Source organism: Candidatus Odyssella thessalonicensis L13, from assembly GCF_000190415.1.
GTDB classification, from domain to species: domain Bacteria; phylum Pseudomonadota; class Alphaproteobacteria; order Paracaedibacterales; family Paracaedibacteraceae; genus Paracaedibacter; species Paracaedibacter thessalonicensis.
The window spans coordinates 19,951-34,303 of record NZ_AEWF01000012.1 but is presented as its reverse complement, the minus strand read 5'-3'; the positions used below and the strand labels follow the sequence as shown (position 1 = coordinate 34,303).

At 41.2% G+C, this 14,353-nt stretch carries 17 protein-coding genes; 4 read left to right on the top strand and 13 right to left on the bottom strand.

Annotated features, from left to right (window positions below):
• Nucleotide 1 precedes the first annotated feature (1 nt).
• Genes traU through traL form a run of 9 tightly spaced genes read right to left on the bottom strand, consistent with a single transcriptional unit; the run spans nt 2 to nt 7,584 of the window.
• Nucleotides 2–1,015, bottom strand: coding sequence for a conjugal transfer pilus assembly protein TraU (gene traU, locus HMO_RS0112785; protein WP_010304198.1), 1,014 nt, complete (start codon nt 1,013–1,015; stop codon nt 2–4).
• Complete coding sequence (gene traW / locus HMO_RS0112780; protein WP_010304194.1) at nt 1,012–1,632, bottom strand: type-F conjugative transfer system protein TraW; 621 nt, start codon at nt 1,630–1,632, stop codon at nt 1,012–1,014. The genes traU and traW overlap by 4 nt, the downstream gene beginning before the upstream one ends.
• A complete protein-coding gene (gene traC, locus HMO_RS15055; protein ID WP_010304192.1) occupies nt 1,622–4,171 on the bottom strand; it encodes a type IV secretion system protein TraC in 2,550 nt (849 codons plus the stop codon). The genes traW and traC overlap by 11 nt, the downstream gene beginning before the upstream one ends.
• A gap of 20 nt (nt 4,172–4,191) precedes the next feature.
• On the bottom strand, nt 4,192–4,446 hold the full coding sequence (locus HMO_RS15050) for a hypothetical protein (protein ID WP_010304190.1): 255 nt from the start codon (nt 4,444–4,446) through the stop codon (nt 4,192–4,194).
• Complete coding sequence (locus HMO_RS15935) at nt 4,447–5,766, bottom strand: TraB/TrbI/VirB10 family type IV secretion system protein (RefSeq protein ID WP_010304188.1); 1,320 nt, start codon at nt 5,764–5,766, stop codon at nt 4,447–4,449.
• Nucleotides 5,742–6,062: a hypothetical protein gene (locus HMO_RS0112760; RefSeq protein WP_010304187.1), complete on the bottom strand. Its 321-nt coding sequence runs from the start codon at nt 6,060–6,062 to the stop codon at nt 5,742–5,744. Before HMO_RS0112760 ends, HMO_RS15935 begins: the two co-directional genes overlap by 25 nt.
• Nucleotides 6,063–6,072: 10 nt before the next feature.
• On the bottom strand, nt 6,073–6,735 hold the full coding sequence (locus tag HMO_RS0112755) for a TraK domain-containing protein (protein WP_010304186.1): 663 nt from the start codon (nt 6,733–6,735) through the stop codon (nt 6,073–6,075).
• On the bottom strand, nt 6,728–7,288 hold the full coding sequence (locus tag HMO_RS0112750) for a TraE/TraK family type IV conjugative transfer system protein (RefSeq protein WP_010304185.1): 561 nt from the start codon (nt 7,286–7,288) through the stop codon (nt 6,728–6,730). The genes HMO_RS0112755 and HMO_RS0112750 overlap by 8 nt, the downstream gene beginning before the upstream one ends.
• Nucleotides 7,285–7,584, bottom strand: a complete 300-nt coding sequence (gene traL, locus HMO_RS0112745) for a type IV conjugative transfer system protein TraL (protein WP_010304183.1) — start codon at nt 7,582–7,584, stop codon at nt 7,285–7,287. The genes HMO_RS0112750 and traL overlap by 4 nt, the downstream gene beginning before the upstream one ends.
• A 371-nt stretch (nt 7,585–7,955) precedes the next feature.
• Here traL and HMO_RS0112740 point away from each other — a divergent pair, with 371 nt between their 5' ends.
• From HMO_RS0112740 to HMO_RS0112725, 4 genes are all read left to right on the top strand, one after another.
• A complete protein-coding gene (locus HMO_RS0112740) occupies nt 7,956–8,372 on the top strand; it encodes a carboxymuconolactone decarboxylase family protein (RefSeq protein WP_010304178.1) in 417 nt (138 codons plus the stop codon).
• The gene (locus HMO_RS0112735) at nt 8,326–8,784 is read left to right on the top strand and encodes an MFS transporter (RefSeq protein ID WP_139016899.1); all 459 of its coding nucleotides are present in this window, start codon (nt 8,326–8,328) and stop codon (nt 8,782–8,784) included. The genes HMO_RS0112740 and HMO_RS0112735 overlap by 47 nt, the downstream gene beginning before the upstream one ends.
• Nucleotides 8,785–8,939: 155 nt before the next feature.
• Nucleotides 8,940–9,611, top strand: coding sequence for an MFS transporter (locus tag HMO_RS0112730; RefSeq protein WP_010304171.1), 672 nt, complete (start codon nt 8,940–8,942; stop codon nt 9,609–9,611).
• A complete protein-coding gene (locus HMO_RS0112725) occupies nt 9,583–10,074 on the top strand; it encodes an autoinducer binding domain-containing protein (protein ID WP_010304167.1) in 492 nt (163 codons plus the stop codon). The genes HMO_RS0112730 and HMO_RS0112725 overlap by 29 nt, the downstream gene beginning before the upstream one ends.
• 10 nt (nt 10,075–10,084) lie before the next feature.
• Here the strand turns inward: HMO_RS0112725 and HMO_RS0112720 are convergent, their stop codons facing one another.
• The 4 genes from HMO_RS0112720 to HMO_RS17140 all read right to left on the bottom strand — a co-directional run bounded on the left by HMO_RS0112720 (nt 10,085) and on the right by HMO_RS17140 (nt 14,123).
• Nucleotides 10,085–10,789 (bottom strand): S24/S26 family peptidase, encoded by a 705-nt coding sequence (locus HMO_RS0112720; RefSeq protein WP_010304164.1) that lies wholly within the window; start codon nt 10,787–10,789, stop codon nt 10,085–10,087.
• A gap of 172 nt (nt 10,790–10,961) precedes the next feature.
• The gene (locus tag HMO_RS15930) at nt 10,962–12,431 is read right to left on the bottom strand and encodes a hypothetical protein (RefSeq protein WP_139016897.1); all 1,470 of its coding nucleotides are present in this window, start codon (nt 12,429–12,431) and stop codon (nt 10,962–10,964) included.
• Between the two features lie 271 nt (nt 12,432–12,702).
• A complete protein-coding gene (locus HMO_RS15925; protein ID WP_010304160.1) occupies nt 12,703–13,749 on the bottom strand; it encodes a DnaA N-terminal domain-containing protein in 1,047 nt (348 codons plus the stop codon).
• A gap of 212 nt (nt 13,750–13,961) precedes the next feature.
• Nucleotides 13,962–14,123 (bottom strand): hypothetical protein, encoded by a 162-nt coding sequence (locus HMO_RS17140; protein WP_010304158.1) that lies wholly within the window; start codon nt 14,121–14,123, stop codon nt 13,962–13,964.
• Between the last annotated feature and the right edge of the window lie 230 nt (nt 14,124–14,353).

Sequence of the window (14,353 nt, the reverse complement as noted above, 5' to 3'; positions counted from 1 at the left end):
CTTAAATGGGCCGCAGGCAGCAATCGCGTTTGCGCCAAATCAGATAACCAAAATCAGAGCCCTTGTAAGGAAATTCTCTGTCGGCTTGCCATAGCGCTTCAGAATGGCCAAAAGGATAACAGTCTCGGCTGGTCGCAATGGGATAAATCATCTGAAGGCGGTATTGGCTTTTTTTAATAATTGGCATGGGATACTTTTCACACAGTCCCCGGATCCCTAAGGTCCCCCACAGTAAGCCTTCGCGATGCAACTTGGCCATAAACCGTCCGGTAATCAACAGACTGGCTTGGACGCCGCCCATATGCTCGGTAATGGTACCGGTGAACGGATACAGGCTACCCTGGCAGCCATTGCACCAGAATAAAGCATCCAGCGGAATCTTAGCGGTTGCTGCCACACAATCCGCGACACAGGCCGTTTGCGCGGCTAGATTGCCAAACAGGCTAGCTTCAGGGTTTAAAATGATCGACTTTTCATCATCATTCCATAAGGGGTCTAATTCGGTTAAATAGGCGAGATCAATCGCCAAGTTATCAAGGCAAATAAAATCGGTCAGGACTTCCAGCCAATAAATGATCGGATAGACATACCAATGCACATGGTAAAAACTATGATGGGTCCCATCATCCGCGTCCTCCGCCACATCGCCACGTCCGACCACCCCGGTATCGGCGATTTGCTTGCCGCCCATATTAACGAGACAGTAAGGGGTACGCGTCACATCGACCAACCGCACCGGTTCCCAAAAGCCAATCGGAATACCCGGCACTTGGGTTCGGACAACTTTGCTTTGACAGTAACAGATGGGTCGTTTTGGACCTTTCGGACTGGGCTTGCCCTTAATGATTTCGACCCCGCCAACCGTAAGGGGAAAGATACATTTCCAACAGATGTCGGTAACCGGATTCAGAAACCGGCCCACACATTTGGCCTGCAATGAGACGGAGAGCCCCAAACTGATCACCAGGCTCCAACTTATTCTTTTTAACAGAGGCACGAGAGTTCCATAAATCATTGAGAAGCTTCCTTATTGCCTAACCCAATAAATTCGATCACTAATTCTTGGTCTTTCTGGCTGACCCGAGCGGGTACTTCGGTGATTCCCAGCTTATGAACTAGGCGCCCACCTTGGTCAAAATAGAAGGGTTTCTGGTACTGTCGCGCCAATTTTAAGGGTGCCCCTTTTACCAGAACCGTCTTGCCGGGATGCGTTAAAGCCAGGCCAATTTGACGCTCATCATCGCCATCAATGAACAGTAACGGCTGCCCAAACGGGGTGTCTTTGAGAGGATTATAAGTCTCTCCTTTTCGTGCAAAAATCCGCCCTTTATGGTCTTTAAGGTCTTCCTGAACGGTAATGGATGGGTCATACCGCTTAACATAGGGGGTCGTCACTTGCCCTAGACCGGGGACTGCTTGGGGTCGCTCGATTGAAGCAACTGCTCGCTTCTGGATCTCCTGTTGATGCTGGTGCAAAGAGCCGTCTTGCTGGAGCGTCGACAGCCTTTCTTGAATGACTTCCAAGAGACTCCGCTCTTTGATCTCTAAGACGGTCGAAATAATGCCCAGATCCTTAGCAACGCTCGTAAGAACTATACTTAAGCACCCGATGAGCAAATGGTTAAGCTGCATATCCATATCCTCGGGCGCTTGCTAAGGGTCGTTTTGATTGATAACTCATCACCATTTCAATCGCCTCACTGATGGTTGACCCCTGCGTCAGATAAGATTCAATCATCTGGAACTCTTCAGGATTGGTGGAGAACAGAAGTCGACTAAACGCATCTAAACGCAACCGCCCGACTACTCCCTTAATGCCCGGCCCAAAGATCACCATTTCAGAATAATAAGGGGGGCGCGAGCGGATCGATCTTAACAGCGCTTCTTTATACTCCGTATCGACAAATTCTTGCAGCTGCGGATGATGCTTCATCGCCGTAATCACATCATCTTTTTGATTAAGGATGCATTTCCAGGCTGAACAGTTAAAAGCTTCAGTGGCGCCCGGTGCTTCTTCTTTAAAGTAGTCCGTTAATTGTTGAGTGGCGGTGATAATGCTGCCACGGTATTTACGCGAGGTGCGGCTGGCCGCAGAGATAAACTGGGCAGTACTTTTACCGCTGAGCAGCATCCAAGCCTCATCAATCACAATTACGAATGGGGTAACCCGGTCCCCCTTTGCCATCTCTTGATTGATCTGGATAATAAGTAATTGCACAATCACCGCCATTAAACTTGGAAAATTGCGCAGATCATCCGTTTCGATCACGACCAGGCGGTTTTTCAAATTGACAGTGGCCGGTCCATTGAAGAAGTGACCATAAGATCCTTGAGAGGAAAAGGGGAAAAGGACCTGAGCTAAATTCTTAGCCGTAATTTCCTCACGGCTATTCAAATACTCACGCACCGTATCCACAGAGCTATGGGGACCATATTTTTCCCAAGACCAGCGAACCGCTTGATCAAGATAAGAGTTCTCTAGATCTGTTGTTCCCTGTTTGGGAGCGGCCATCACTTGAAATAAGGGGACTACACACCCGAGCATCGCCTCCATATCTTTCGGATCATCGGTAGGGATGCTGGTAAACGGGTTCAGGCTTTGCGGGTAACGGATATCGAATTCGAGATGCTGGCCTTCAAGGAACTGACACGTCTTTTTAAAACTGCGCCCCATGTCCAGGACAAAAGCGCGGCCGCCCACTCCTAGAATGGTCGCCATAATCTCATTTAAGCATACTGATTTACCGGAGCCGGGCTGCCCCGCACAAGACATATTGCTATCATGATCGAGTTGAACATTGCCGCCACCGGGCAACAACAGTTTACAAAAGGGATTCCAGAAGAATAACTGTCCACGCGGCCCCACGAGCGGCATGCCCGGCGTGCTTTGTCCCTTCCACTCCCCAATCAGAGGGAGCATATTTTGAGACTCTTTGGTAATCGTTCGCTTGGCTTTTTTATAAGTGGCGAGCGCGGTTCCAAAGCCATAGCCTTGCTTTTTTAAACCCGAACTTTTCTCACCCAGCGTCCACATCATCGGCAGCGAGGAGAGCAGGAGCGCATCATGGTCGTAGCGGGTGGGCTGAAAGCTCCAGCCGTTACTTTGCCAGATGGTTGCTAAAGCTTGCTCGTTACGAGCAATCTCGTCTACAGGGCTGAACAAAGTGAAATTGAGGGTCGAGAGAATAAATCGTTCTCCTTGATTGACCTGATCGCTAAGCTCAACAATTTCTTCATATTGATCTTTAAGATTGGGCGTAAATTTAGACATGCCGCCCACCAAGGATTTTTCCAGAGACTCACGCTTAGCAAGCACTCTACTCTTAGAGACCGCCTGATCGTACTCCACGAACAAGCCATAGTGAATCAAAAAAGGACAAGAAATCTGTTGTTTCTTCTCAAAGATATTTCCTAAGAAGAGGTCCATGCTCCCGAGAGACCAATATTTAGGGGAGATGTGCGGAATGTAGCTGCGGCATACCGTTTGCCCATCATTGAGATAAACCCCATCCGCCTGCTTAATAAAATTCTTATCGAGATCAATGATCTGCTTTGAAAGTGAGTCAAACTCATTCCATTGAGCATAATAAGGGTGGGTCGAGTCTTTCAGATTGAGAAGGGTGCCCACTTCCGTTATCAGCGTCTGAGCATCCACCCGCAGAGCCTGGATGCCAACTTGCGATAAAATTGCTTCCAATTCTTCACGGATCATCATCAGTTTTTGTTGAGAGTCAAAATCCTTATGGTGACCCGGTACCGTATAAGAAATGAGAAGGCGATAATCACGGATTAATAGCCCTGCTTCATCCTGATAAGCTTTTGCTTCCAGAAAGCCCCGACGGCTCTGAGCCAGCTTTTGGAACACCTCTCCTTTACGAGCGAATTGCCAGAAATTGAGATGCGGAGCAATGGCTGGACTGGCAAACAATAAGAATTGCAGGGACGATCCTTCCGGGAGATTCCGCTCCTGCTTGAAAAATTGCGCCAAGCGCCCTTGATCATCTAAACTGGCACCCACCACAGGATGACTAATCAGCACAAACCCGGTCGACTCTTCATTATAAAACAACTCTGTAACCGGATCATAGCTTTCATAGGGAAGTAATTGATGCAACCGCGGCATGTCAGCCATATACTGTAAGTACTTATTAATCTCAATTTGATTAATCATCGGTTGGGTGGTCCTTTCACTTAGATCTCAATCGGGTCTTTAAGGGTAATAATTTTGTCCATTTTTTGAGGTCCATAATAAATATGGATTTGCCGTTGCTTAGGCTTAGAGGGAAGACTGCGATCCTCCGTCTCAATCAAATTGTGATCCAACATCTTATTAACCTTAGAAACTGAGGCACACCCGACCCCTTCCCCATAAGGGCAATCAAAGTTACTGGAATAACTGGAACAGCCGGTTAGCACTAAACACAATATTAAGCTCTGATACGTCATTTAAGACTCTCCTTCTTCTTTAGGGGATTTTCCCATAACCTTCATCTCGCTGTCGGGTTCAGCATCCAAGCTAAAGCCAGTTTTGAACCGGACATCCACCAGTCGTCCGGCATTGGTGACAATGACCGGTTGCATCTGCTCTAAGCGCCGGATGGAAGTATCCGCTAGTTTTTCTAAGGCATTGCCAGCACCGGAAGCCGCAGCCCCTTGCAGCGCTTGTGGGGCATTAAGGGCATTGGTGACCCCAAAGGGGCTCACCGGATAAACACTGGAGGTTGATTCAAATTTAAAAAAATTAGAAAACCCAGAAAGGACACCTGCAAAATAGGCCTCTCTTGCCACTTCACTGGAGCGATCCACCACCGTCCCTCTGAGGCCATTGCGGCCATCTTCGCCATAAATCCAGCCTTCAACATTCTTTTCGACAATCACACCATTGGGTTCAACCCAAGTCATTGTCACCAAACGGCATTTCACCCGCTCGCTCGAAATGTTTCCATAGCAGGCGGCATTAATCTCCGCATTCTTAACCCGGCTGGTAAACCCCCGCGGCAGCGTGCCATCATCGACGAGGCGTAAGGTCACCGGCTCAGGTTTGTTCTCAGATTCGGCGCCCGCTTGAACGACGACGCCGCTGGTCATCACCGCTTTGCAGGTCGTGGTTGCTGGCACATAAGTATCCACGGTTTTCAGGGTCCCCGAAGACCCGTGGACTTTGCTAAGGCGAGCTATTTTAGCACCGGTTCGCCGGCGCGGCGGGTTATTGCTCGGATTAGTCGCCCCCGGCATTGTGGCATGGGAATACTCCGATTTCGCTGCGAGTCCACCGGCTTCTGCCGCAGAAGAACTTGCGTCTTGGGAATAACGGATGGGGTCTTGGCTTTCTTTTGGTTCGCTCTTCTCTTGAAGATTACCTCCGGCTAGGCTTTGGTGTTTCCACAGGTCCTCTAAAACATCGACTCTTTTTTCTAAAAGTTCGTTTTCCTTTCTAACTTTTTCTGCTTCCTCATAAATATCGTGCGCTTTCTTCTCCACCCGGTTAACCCAGAGCTCACGTTGGTCAATGGCTTCTAGCGGCGTTGCCAGTTTTTGTGGAGTCGTCACCACCGGTTTTTGAACGGCTTCTAGGTCAGCGCTAGACTCTGAACGCCAGGAGACAAAAGCATACACGAGCCCTCCCCCGACAAAAGCAGTGCTGGCCAGCATTAGCAGTTGTTTTTGCCGAATTGCTTGCGGTGAGATTAGAGAAGCGTCTTCCGGCTTTCCTAGCAACCGTTGCACCTTCTGTAAGCACTCTAGGATGTAGCCCCGGAAATCCATTTAGTCAATTCTCCACCAAAGATCTGATTTAAAATAACATCTGCTAAGATACACAGCCCGGCTCGGCCGCACACGCCGCCCCATTCATTCTGTTTAATAAGCGGTAATGAGGTATAGCCGAATAATACTGCACAGGCATAATGGAAAGGATTCCCGAGAAGGGTTTTCGTATAAGTCTCCATTTCTTTTTCAAAACCGGCGTAGCATAAGCCTTGAGTTAAGACTAAAAAGCCAAGCACGGCTAAGCCTAATTTAAGATAAGATTTATCTTCACCCTGAACAGGTACTTTAAACATCGATTTCCTCCTAGATTTTTTGAATGACATACATTTTGGCTGTATGATGAGGCCGGAGCTCAGGTTGATCAAAAGCAATCGCTAAATCCCCCTCCTCCCATAACAACCGATTATCCAAGGTAATGGGCTCGTCCGTTTCATTTTTGACGGTATAGATCATTACCCGGTAAGGGGCTTTTTGATAGGCTTTGTCAACAACACAGCTTAAAGCGCCGCGACTGCGACTAGCCTCAGGAGCCTCAATCAAATAGTAGCCCGTCGGCACAATCCCCTGGATAAACTTCTCAATAAGAGTCGTGGTTTGCTCCACGTCCGTTTGAGCTTGAGCGGCTTCATCGTCACACCGAATGACAATCGGTTCTGCTTTCTTCTTCGTTGCCGTCACCTTCAAATCTTGAGCAATGCCCTTCTTCGTAATCAGGGTTACGTACAAGGGGCTGTCCATGCCCTCAGCGACGACAAAGACATGGCCACTTTTATGGTGCTCAATATTGTCTTGATAGTCGCTGGGATAAACATAAATGTCCTCAATGCTATCGTTTTGCAGAGAAATCCGAGTAATGCCATCCCGAGCAATTTGAAAATTGAGCACTTCTCCTGGATTAAGGGCGGTTTGAGCAAAACTGGCCTGATGGCTAAAGAAACAGAGTGCAGATAAAGCGATTTTATACATTTTTTAACTCCTGAAGATCTTTAAGAAGGATGACGCCATAGCGGCTCGCCACCCATGTCAACCGATAGGTTTTTTCTGTACTGACCGGATTGAGGTCTTTGCCAAAATAGGCAATATGCTGTCCCGTCACATCGATCGACTGTTGTGATTGGTTTACAGTGAATTTTTTAGGATAAAAAACGGTGCTGATTTGGTCTTTTTTGATCAGCTTTGCCTCCGCTTGTAAGGTCTCCTTAAGGGTGCCATATCTCTCTGTAGTAATCTTAAGAATCTGCTGAATCTTCCAATCAATGCTTCCGGGGTTAACGCACAAGATAATGTTGAGAACACCCGTGGCCCAGTCGACAAAGTACTCATCAGAATATTTACTGCTGGTCAGTTCAATCCGGTGATCCACATTCTCTTGCGGAAAGATCACCCAATGCTCTTCTTGATGAAGGATCTTAGAGACTAGCAATCCGTTTATAATTACAAGGCCCAAACAGGACCACAAAACTAAGTCTCGTTGCTTAAGAACATTTTGAAGCGTTTGCTGATTAAAGGTAAATTTCATGGCAACCAAAACCTTTTCCAAGACTCAGGCCAATTGCGCGGCAGATTTAGCCGGATGCCGAATTTCCAATGTAAGAATGAATTTAGAGAAAACCCCGAAGCCATCTTCTTGAAGCGCTTAATTGTAAAGACTCCAACGGTACTCCCTAAAATGAAGGCTCCTTTATAGAAAAAGGATTGAGCAAGAATGGCTCCCATCATGCAAACAATTAAGATCAATAATTCATCGATGGTGAACCCCATAAACCGAAAAGGTTCTGAGAGGTACTGATAAATTCGGTGTTCCTTAATATTCATGCATAAATACCTTCTGAGATATATGGACGGCGATATGTAGTTCTCTTTGTGAAAATCTGTAAGTAATGGTCTGTGAACACCCCCCTTTAAATAGCAAATTAAGGTTTGTACCAATTGCTTGTGAATTTGATAGCTGACTTGGATATCTGTAAATGGAGAGTTTCTGGACTTGCATAAATGTATTTTCGCGTTTCAAAATCTTTTAAGTAATACTTTCTTTAATCCAACAAAGTGGTAATATCTTTATGGATATATCTAAAGAAAGATATAAATATCTAAAAACAGACATCATGGTTTAATAATATCCTTTTATGGATATTTGTCAACAATATATATCCATTTTAGGATATAATTAATTAGAGGAATGTTTTATGCAGTCAAAGTTTGAATTAGGGTCAGAAGTTTTGGAAAGGCTCACAGGAAAAGGGGCTCAGACAATAATAGAGGCTCATGGAGAAGTCGCTCCTGACCTTGCTCGAAATATTGTAGAGTTTGTCTTTGGAGAAATTTATGCTCGCGATGGACTAGATTTAAAAACTAAGCAAATGATAACCGTTTCTTGTTTAGCAACTCTAGGATATGCGCAACCCCAGTTATCGTATCATATAAAGGCAGCCCTAAATATTGGCATTTCTCAAGAAGAAATAATCGATTTAATAACGCATATTATACCCTACGCAGGGTTTCCAGCCGCTCTAACTGCACTCTCTTTAGCAAAAGAAGTGTTTAAAAGTAACAATTGTGATAAAAAATATAATGACTGTGATGAAAAACAATATAAAAAATAAAATAGCCTCTGCTGTCGGAAGTATCGGTGAATGGTATGACTTTTCGCTTTACAGTTTCTTTATACCTGTTACCTCTAAGGTTTTCTTTCCCTCCTCTTCTAATGAAATTGGACTACTCAAAGCCTTTTCCGTATTAGCCGTTGGTTTTCTTGCCCGTCCTTTTGGTGCGATTATCTTCGGCTATGTTAGTGATAAGTTTGGTAGATCAGTTAGCCTTAAAATAACTCCCATCCTTATTACACTTCCAACATTCTGCATCTCTTTACTTCCATCCTATGAAAAAGTAGGCCTGATTTCTCCCTTGGTACTAATATTGTTAAGGTTTATTCAAGGGATAGCTATTGGCGGAGAGCATTCAAATAATATTATCTATTTATGTGAAAGCGGTTCTAAAAAAATTTATTCTTTTTAGGAAGCCTAGCATCATGCGCCGGTAGCTCAGGAATTTTACTTGCCTCTCTGGTTTCAGTATTTTGTTTTAACCATTTCTCAGATATATTTTTAACAGATTATGGATGGAGAATTGCTTTCTCTTCTTCCGTTTTTATAGGATTTCTCACAATATTAATGAGAAGAAGATTGCCTGAAACTGCTGAATATAATTCCTTGCCTATGAGGAATAGTAACCCATTAAAGCATTCTCTCATTTATCAAAAAAAAGATTATCTTAAGGCCTTAGGAATTATTATTCTTCCTGCCAGCTCATTTTATTTTATTTTTGTCTTTCTACCTAATAACTTAAATTCTTCGCTAGGATATTCTTCATCTAAAATATTAGGAGATAATGCTTTTTCACTTGCTATAAGATTATGTATTATTCCCCTTATAGGACTTATAGCCGACAGGGTCGGGGGATTAAGAGTAGCAAATTTTTCTAGCTGGCTCTTTTTCTTGCTTACTATGCCTTTAATTTATATTATTTATAATTACCCTGTTTACCTAGAAATTTCAATTTTATCACTTGCATTACTAACTACATTGAGTGCTGCAACTACTCCTGGTATATTGGTAAAGCTTTTGCCGGGTAACACTCGTTCATCAGTACTTTCTGTGTCATTTAATGTGGGCTTTGGTATCTTTGGAGGGCTAACACCTATAATATGCCAAGAGTTATTCAACAGCTTTGATTGTTTACTACCTGCATTGTTTATCACTGGCATAGCAGGGATAGGTATAATAGCTACCTCATTTTGTAAAAAAGAGTTTATAGATGTCCGTGTACACGAAAATTATAGATAGTGAAGTTTCAGATACATTTACTAGGTACACTCAATCATTAATTATTCCCTATATTGATTACATTGCTATCGGAATTCAGAATAAGAAGACTAGAAAGAGTACTTCTATAATGTCCAATATAGATTGGAATAATGAGTTTGAAGATAATCAATATGCCGCATTTGATCCGTTAAGACGATCTGTTTTAAATACAGAACGATCTTACATTTGTTTTGACTTCATAGATCACATAGATTCTCAAGGAGCCTATATTATGCACCGACGAAGGAAGAAATGTGCTAAAAACGGAGTTATTTTAATCGAGCGAACACCTGAGTCCAATACTCTAATAACGCTAGGGAGCAATTACTCAAAGTTTAACCCTATAGAGTTCACGATAAAATATAATAAGGACCTTCAGGTATTAAAAGACGATCTATCGAATATCCTAAGTAGCGAAATCATGGTATCGCTGAATTTATAGTAGGTTAATCTTAAGATATGTCTTTCCAACGGTGAAATATAACAGGTGCTGCTTTATCAATGATAACATCATATAATACAGGATCATTGGAAGAACACAGAGGGTTTAAGCAGCTTAGATTAATCTTACCTCTTTCTCCCGCTATAACTCTGCGGAAGAAACATTCGCCATTTTTTAAATAAACAATGCAATCTTTATTCATGAACAATGATAGCTTATCACCATTCTTAAGTTTACCACCAACATAGTCCCCTGATTTATAATATGGATGCATATCATCATTAGAAACCATAAGAGTCACAGAATTAACGTTATTCCTTTTAAAGCTTTCTACATCTTTGAGTATGCATAGTTCTTCATCTAATCCTTCACCGTCTTCTATTTCAGTAGGATTAGAAAATAGCTGCATTAGCTGTAGAGAATCTCTAGGGGGTTTTCCCTCTCCTGTAAGCAGCCAATGCTCATCTAGAAACAGACCTTCTCTCTTATATATTTCGATACATCTATCTATACTATTTCTCGTAGGCTGTATCTGCCCATTTTCCCAAGCTTTTAAGGTAGCAGCCGAGAAAGAGTATTTTTCTTCAAAATGTCTTCTTGGTAACCTTAGGACTCGTTCTCTTGCATATTTGAGGCGAGCTGCAAAACTAGATAAGGGTTGTTCTATAAAGCTATCTTTTTTTTGTTGCATCATCTCTCTGTATTGTTTCTTCAATTTCTCAATTCCATGGTATCATTCTGCTTTTATATAAGAAAGATATGGATAATTGTAGTTAAATCTTTTACATAACCTAACCTAGCTTTAGGTTAACATGTTATAATAGTTACCCATATCATACAAAGTTATAATAATAAATTCTATTATATATTTTTTCCCCACGAATTTATTACGCTGAAATTCTCTTTTGCAGGAGAATCAATCTAGCCTGATTAAGCAAATTCTCATCCTTAGATGTATATTGTACTTCTCCATTTATTAAGAAAAAATTTAATTTATGAATATAAACTTTATAGTTTTGCTTACCCAATAAGCTGAGCAGCATCCTTCTGGTCTGAAGGCATTTTTCTGGTTCATCTAAGGTAGATATTTCTGCTAGCAATGCTTCTTGAGCAAGCTGATCCTTTATCTGAGTCTCAAACATTTGTTTTTCCTGTCTGCAAGGTTTAATTAAACGACCAAAATGGTTCTCAATAAAATCCTGAGCATAAGCTGAGGCTGCTTTATATAAGATATTATTATCTTTTTCAAAAAGGTGAGTTTTTCTCAGCCAGGCATTATATGCAGGGGCACCATAACGCCTTAATAAAAATATTCTCATCCTTTTACATTCTTCTGACTCGTTTATTTTACTTATTTCCTCACGTATAGTAGTTTCCAGCTTCTCTGTCATGCCTGGTATCGGGATTTTTTTTACCCCTAAATCGCCGTCCTTAATACGATTAATTGTTTTAAATTTAATACCCCAATTTAGAGTTAAAAAGAAATTTTTGCTGGTTAAGAAAGGGCTAGAAGCAATTGTTAAGCAATAATGTCTCCATAAACTCATATCCTTATTAAACTTTATATTGAAAGCAGCGTGTAACTGTTTAGCTATTTCACGGTTTAGTTTTACAGGATCTTCTGGAAAAGAATTTTTCCAAATATTTAGCATTTCTTGCACTAGAGTTTTTTTGACTTTTTGAGGAATTTCGCACTTATTATTGTCAACTTTAAGAGAGTGCTCAGAATAAGAATCCTTATCATAACTTTCTGGACTTCTGGAAGAAACTGATGAGCTTATAGAAACACTCCCCCTATCTTCAAGTTGAGTTTTATCTGTATAAGAGCCACCGACGATTAATTTATGGTCATCTATATGGTGGCCCTCTTTGGGAAGAGTTACTATATTATCTAAAACTAATTCAGAGCTAGCATTCTCTGATGTCAATGATTTATTATTTTTCTTAGTGTCTGTATTCTCTGTATTAATCATTCCGTCATATTGTCGGAATGATTCCGACATATTGGGAGAATTCTTTTCAACGATAGCTTTTAAAATATCATAGTTTATAGCGTAATGATTGGTTCGAATTGATTTGTGTCGCGCAAGCTTCTCAACTCTTATTAATCCAAGCTTTTTTAAATTAGCAACTGCCCGCTCGATTTGTCTTGAAGAAACTCCGAGCTGTTTACCCCATTCTGTGGCGGTGTTGTAAACATATTTAACGTTTTCATGGACAACCCCTCCTTTCTCTCTTTGCAACCAGTAATGAATTGAACACAAGAGAGCAGCCGTCGTCATTCCTAAGAGACGAACAAGATGAGGTTCTGTTATTATAGAATTGGGTGAAGGGGAAAGTTTGGAAATAGCCATCATTCTTCCCCATCAAAAGAAATCTGGTAATCTTTTATATAAAACATCGCATAAATCCTTAACTTATTAAGGTTTACGCGAAAATACATTTATAAGCTGAAACTACTATCAAAAATGTTTACTGTAAATAACTTTTTGAGAATGTATCTAGGATTTATGTATTTACTCCCCCGCTTTAATAAGAACTAATAAATGGTATAGCTGAAAATTGTTGTGTAATTGAACAACCAGCTTTCAATATTAATAAGTAGGGCAAATCTTATCGTACATATTTTCAAGCATAATTATACTTTAATACATCTCCATACTCACGTACCACAAAATCTCTATGGAAAAGGTTGGGAGCAGTATACTTTACCGTTTCACCATCAAAGAAGAAATTTAAAGCCTTAAACCAACTTTTGTAAGCATGTACTCCGTAAACTTTCAGAAGCTTCAGGCGGATTTCTTTGCATTTATCTGGCTCAGATAGCTGTTGAATCTCGTCAATAAAACTTTTTTCAAGTAATTCCTTCTCCCCAGGTATCGAGATGGATTTGACACCGAATTCTCCTGCTTTAATCCGGTCTATAGTTACATATTTTAATGCCCAATAAATGGATAAATTGAACCCATTACTTGTTAAATAAGAGCTAGATTCGATTGTCTTACAATAATGCTGCCATAAACGTATATCTGAATTAAATTTTGCTTTCAGAGCGGCCATAAGTAAGGGTGCTAGAATACGATTCATATCGATTTGATTATTGGGAAAAGTATCATTCCAAAAGGTTAGCATATTCTGAGTTGGTGTATTTTGGCCTTTTTTATCAGATTTTTTTTCTTCAACATCTAATGCTTGAAAGGTGAGAGTATGGGACTTTGTATCAGCATGCTCTCTTATCCTCTTATCAGATTTATTAGAATCTTTGTTTGTTATTTCTGAATTAACCATTAGGACATTTTGACCTAAAGATGCGGCCTTAACAGAAACCTCTTTCGGGTTAGTCAAAAGGAATAATTCATTAAGGCGATTATAGTTGAGAGTATAATAGTTAGTCCGATTAGATTTATATTCTGCTAACTTATCAATCGAAATAACACCTGCTTCTTTAAGAGCTAAAACAATCCGTCGTATTTGGCGCTCAGAGACACCAATTTGCTCGCTCCACTCTTTTGCAGTATTAAAGATCCATCTTAACCCGTTATGCATAACTCCAAATTTATTTTTTTTAATCCAAAAATCAAGTCGAGCTATGAAAGCTGCGGCATTTGCCCCAAAATGACGAACTAGCTGCGGCTGAATTCCTAATGGGAGTTGAGATGATCTAGATGCGTTCATCTGTTCTCTCCCGAGAAATCAGATGCTGACACGACAATATGATATACATCGCGTAAACCTCAGAAATAAATCGTTAAGATTTACACGAAACACACGAATGAATTGACATTACCCCGTAGGAATGATAATGTAATAATTGTATATTAGCGTGTTTCGTGAACACAAACTTGTAGAATACCTTTGGCCGGAATCCAAAGGTATTTTGCTATAAACTATTTAATTTCATAGCCCATCCTTTCTAATTTTTCCACAATTGCCTGAAGAATCCAGGAACTCCTTGGGGCACTATACTTACTACGTTCAGCATCCAAAATCTCAAGTATAGCTTTTTTAATCTTGAGTGTGACAACCTGTTCATCTTCTTTTAAAGCCATTGTTTAGCCTGCAAAATTTAAATTTACTAGAGAAGTTTGCGTATTTTGACCTAACTCCCCGTCTTATATATAAAACTTATTATTAATTTGCGGCTATGTCAATACCTTAACTATACAGGGTAATACCTAGTATTTTTTTTAAGTCTTTGCCAGTTTAGAAATTGCTTAATTTTCATGGACACTAGTTGGAGGCCATTATCATTAAAGTTAATAATATTAGCAATAAAATA

Coding starts and splice junctions, on each gene's coding strand:
- traU (WP_010304198.1), bottom strand. CDS start 1,015: ATGATTTATGGAACTCTCGTGCCTCTGTTAAAAAGAATAAGTTGGAGC.
- traW (WP_010304194.1), bottom strand. CDS start 1,632: ATGCAGCTTAACCATTTGCTCATCGGGTGCTTAAGTATAGTTCTTACG.
- traC (WP_010304192.1), bottom strand. CDS start 4,171: ATGATTAATCAAATTGAGATTAATAAGTACTTACAGTATATGGCTGAC.
- HMO_RS15050 (WP_010304190.1), bottom strand. CDS start 4,446: ATGACGTATCAGAGCTTAATATTGTGTTTAGTGCTAACCGGCTGTTCC.
- HMO_RS15935 (WP_010304188.1), bottom strand. CDS start 5,766: ATGGATTTCCGGGGCTACATCCTAGAGTGCTTACAGAAGGTGCAACGG.
- HMO_RS0112760 (WP_010304187.1), bottom strand. CDS start 6,062: ATGTTTAAAGTACCTGTTCAGGGTGAAGATAAATCTTATCTTAAATTA.
- HMO_RS0112755 (WP_010304186.1), bottom strand. CDS start 6,735: ATGTATAAAATCGCTTTATCTGCACTCTGTTTCTTTAGCCATCAGGCC.
- HMO_RS0112750 (WP_010304185.1), bottom strand. CDS start 7,288: ATGAAATTTACCTTTAATCAGCAAACGCTTCAAAATGTTCTTAAGCAA.
- traL (WP_010304183.1), bottom strand. CDS start 7,584: ATGAATATTAAGGAACACCGAATTTATCAGTACCTCTCAGAACCTTTT.
- HMO_RS0112740 (WP_010304178.1), top strand. CDS start 7,956: ATGCAGTCAAAGTTTGAATTAGGGTCAGAAGTTTTGGAAAGGCTCACA.
- HMO_RS0112730 (WP_010304171.1), top strand. CDS start 8,940: ATGAGAAGAAGATTGCCTGAAACTGCTGAATATAATTCCTTGCCTATG.
- HMO_RS0112725 (WP_010304167.1), top strand. CDS start 9,583: ATGTCCGTGTACACGAAAATTATAGATAGTGAAGTTTCAGATACATTT.
- HMO_RS15930 (WP_139016897.1), bottom strand. CDS start 12,431: ATGATGGCTATTTCCAAACTTTCCCCTTCACCCAATTCTATAATAACA.
- HMO_RS15925 (WP_010304160.1), bottom strand. CDS start 13,749: ATGAACGCATCTAGATCATCTCAACTCCCATTAGGAATTCAGCCGCAG.
- HMO_RS17140 (WP_010304158.1), bottom strand. CDS start 14,123: ATGGCTTTAAAAGAAGATGAACAGGTTGTCACACTCAAGATTAAAAAA.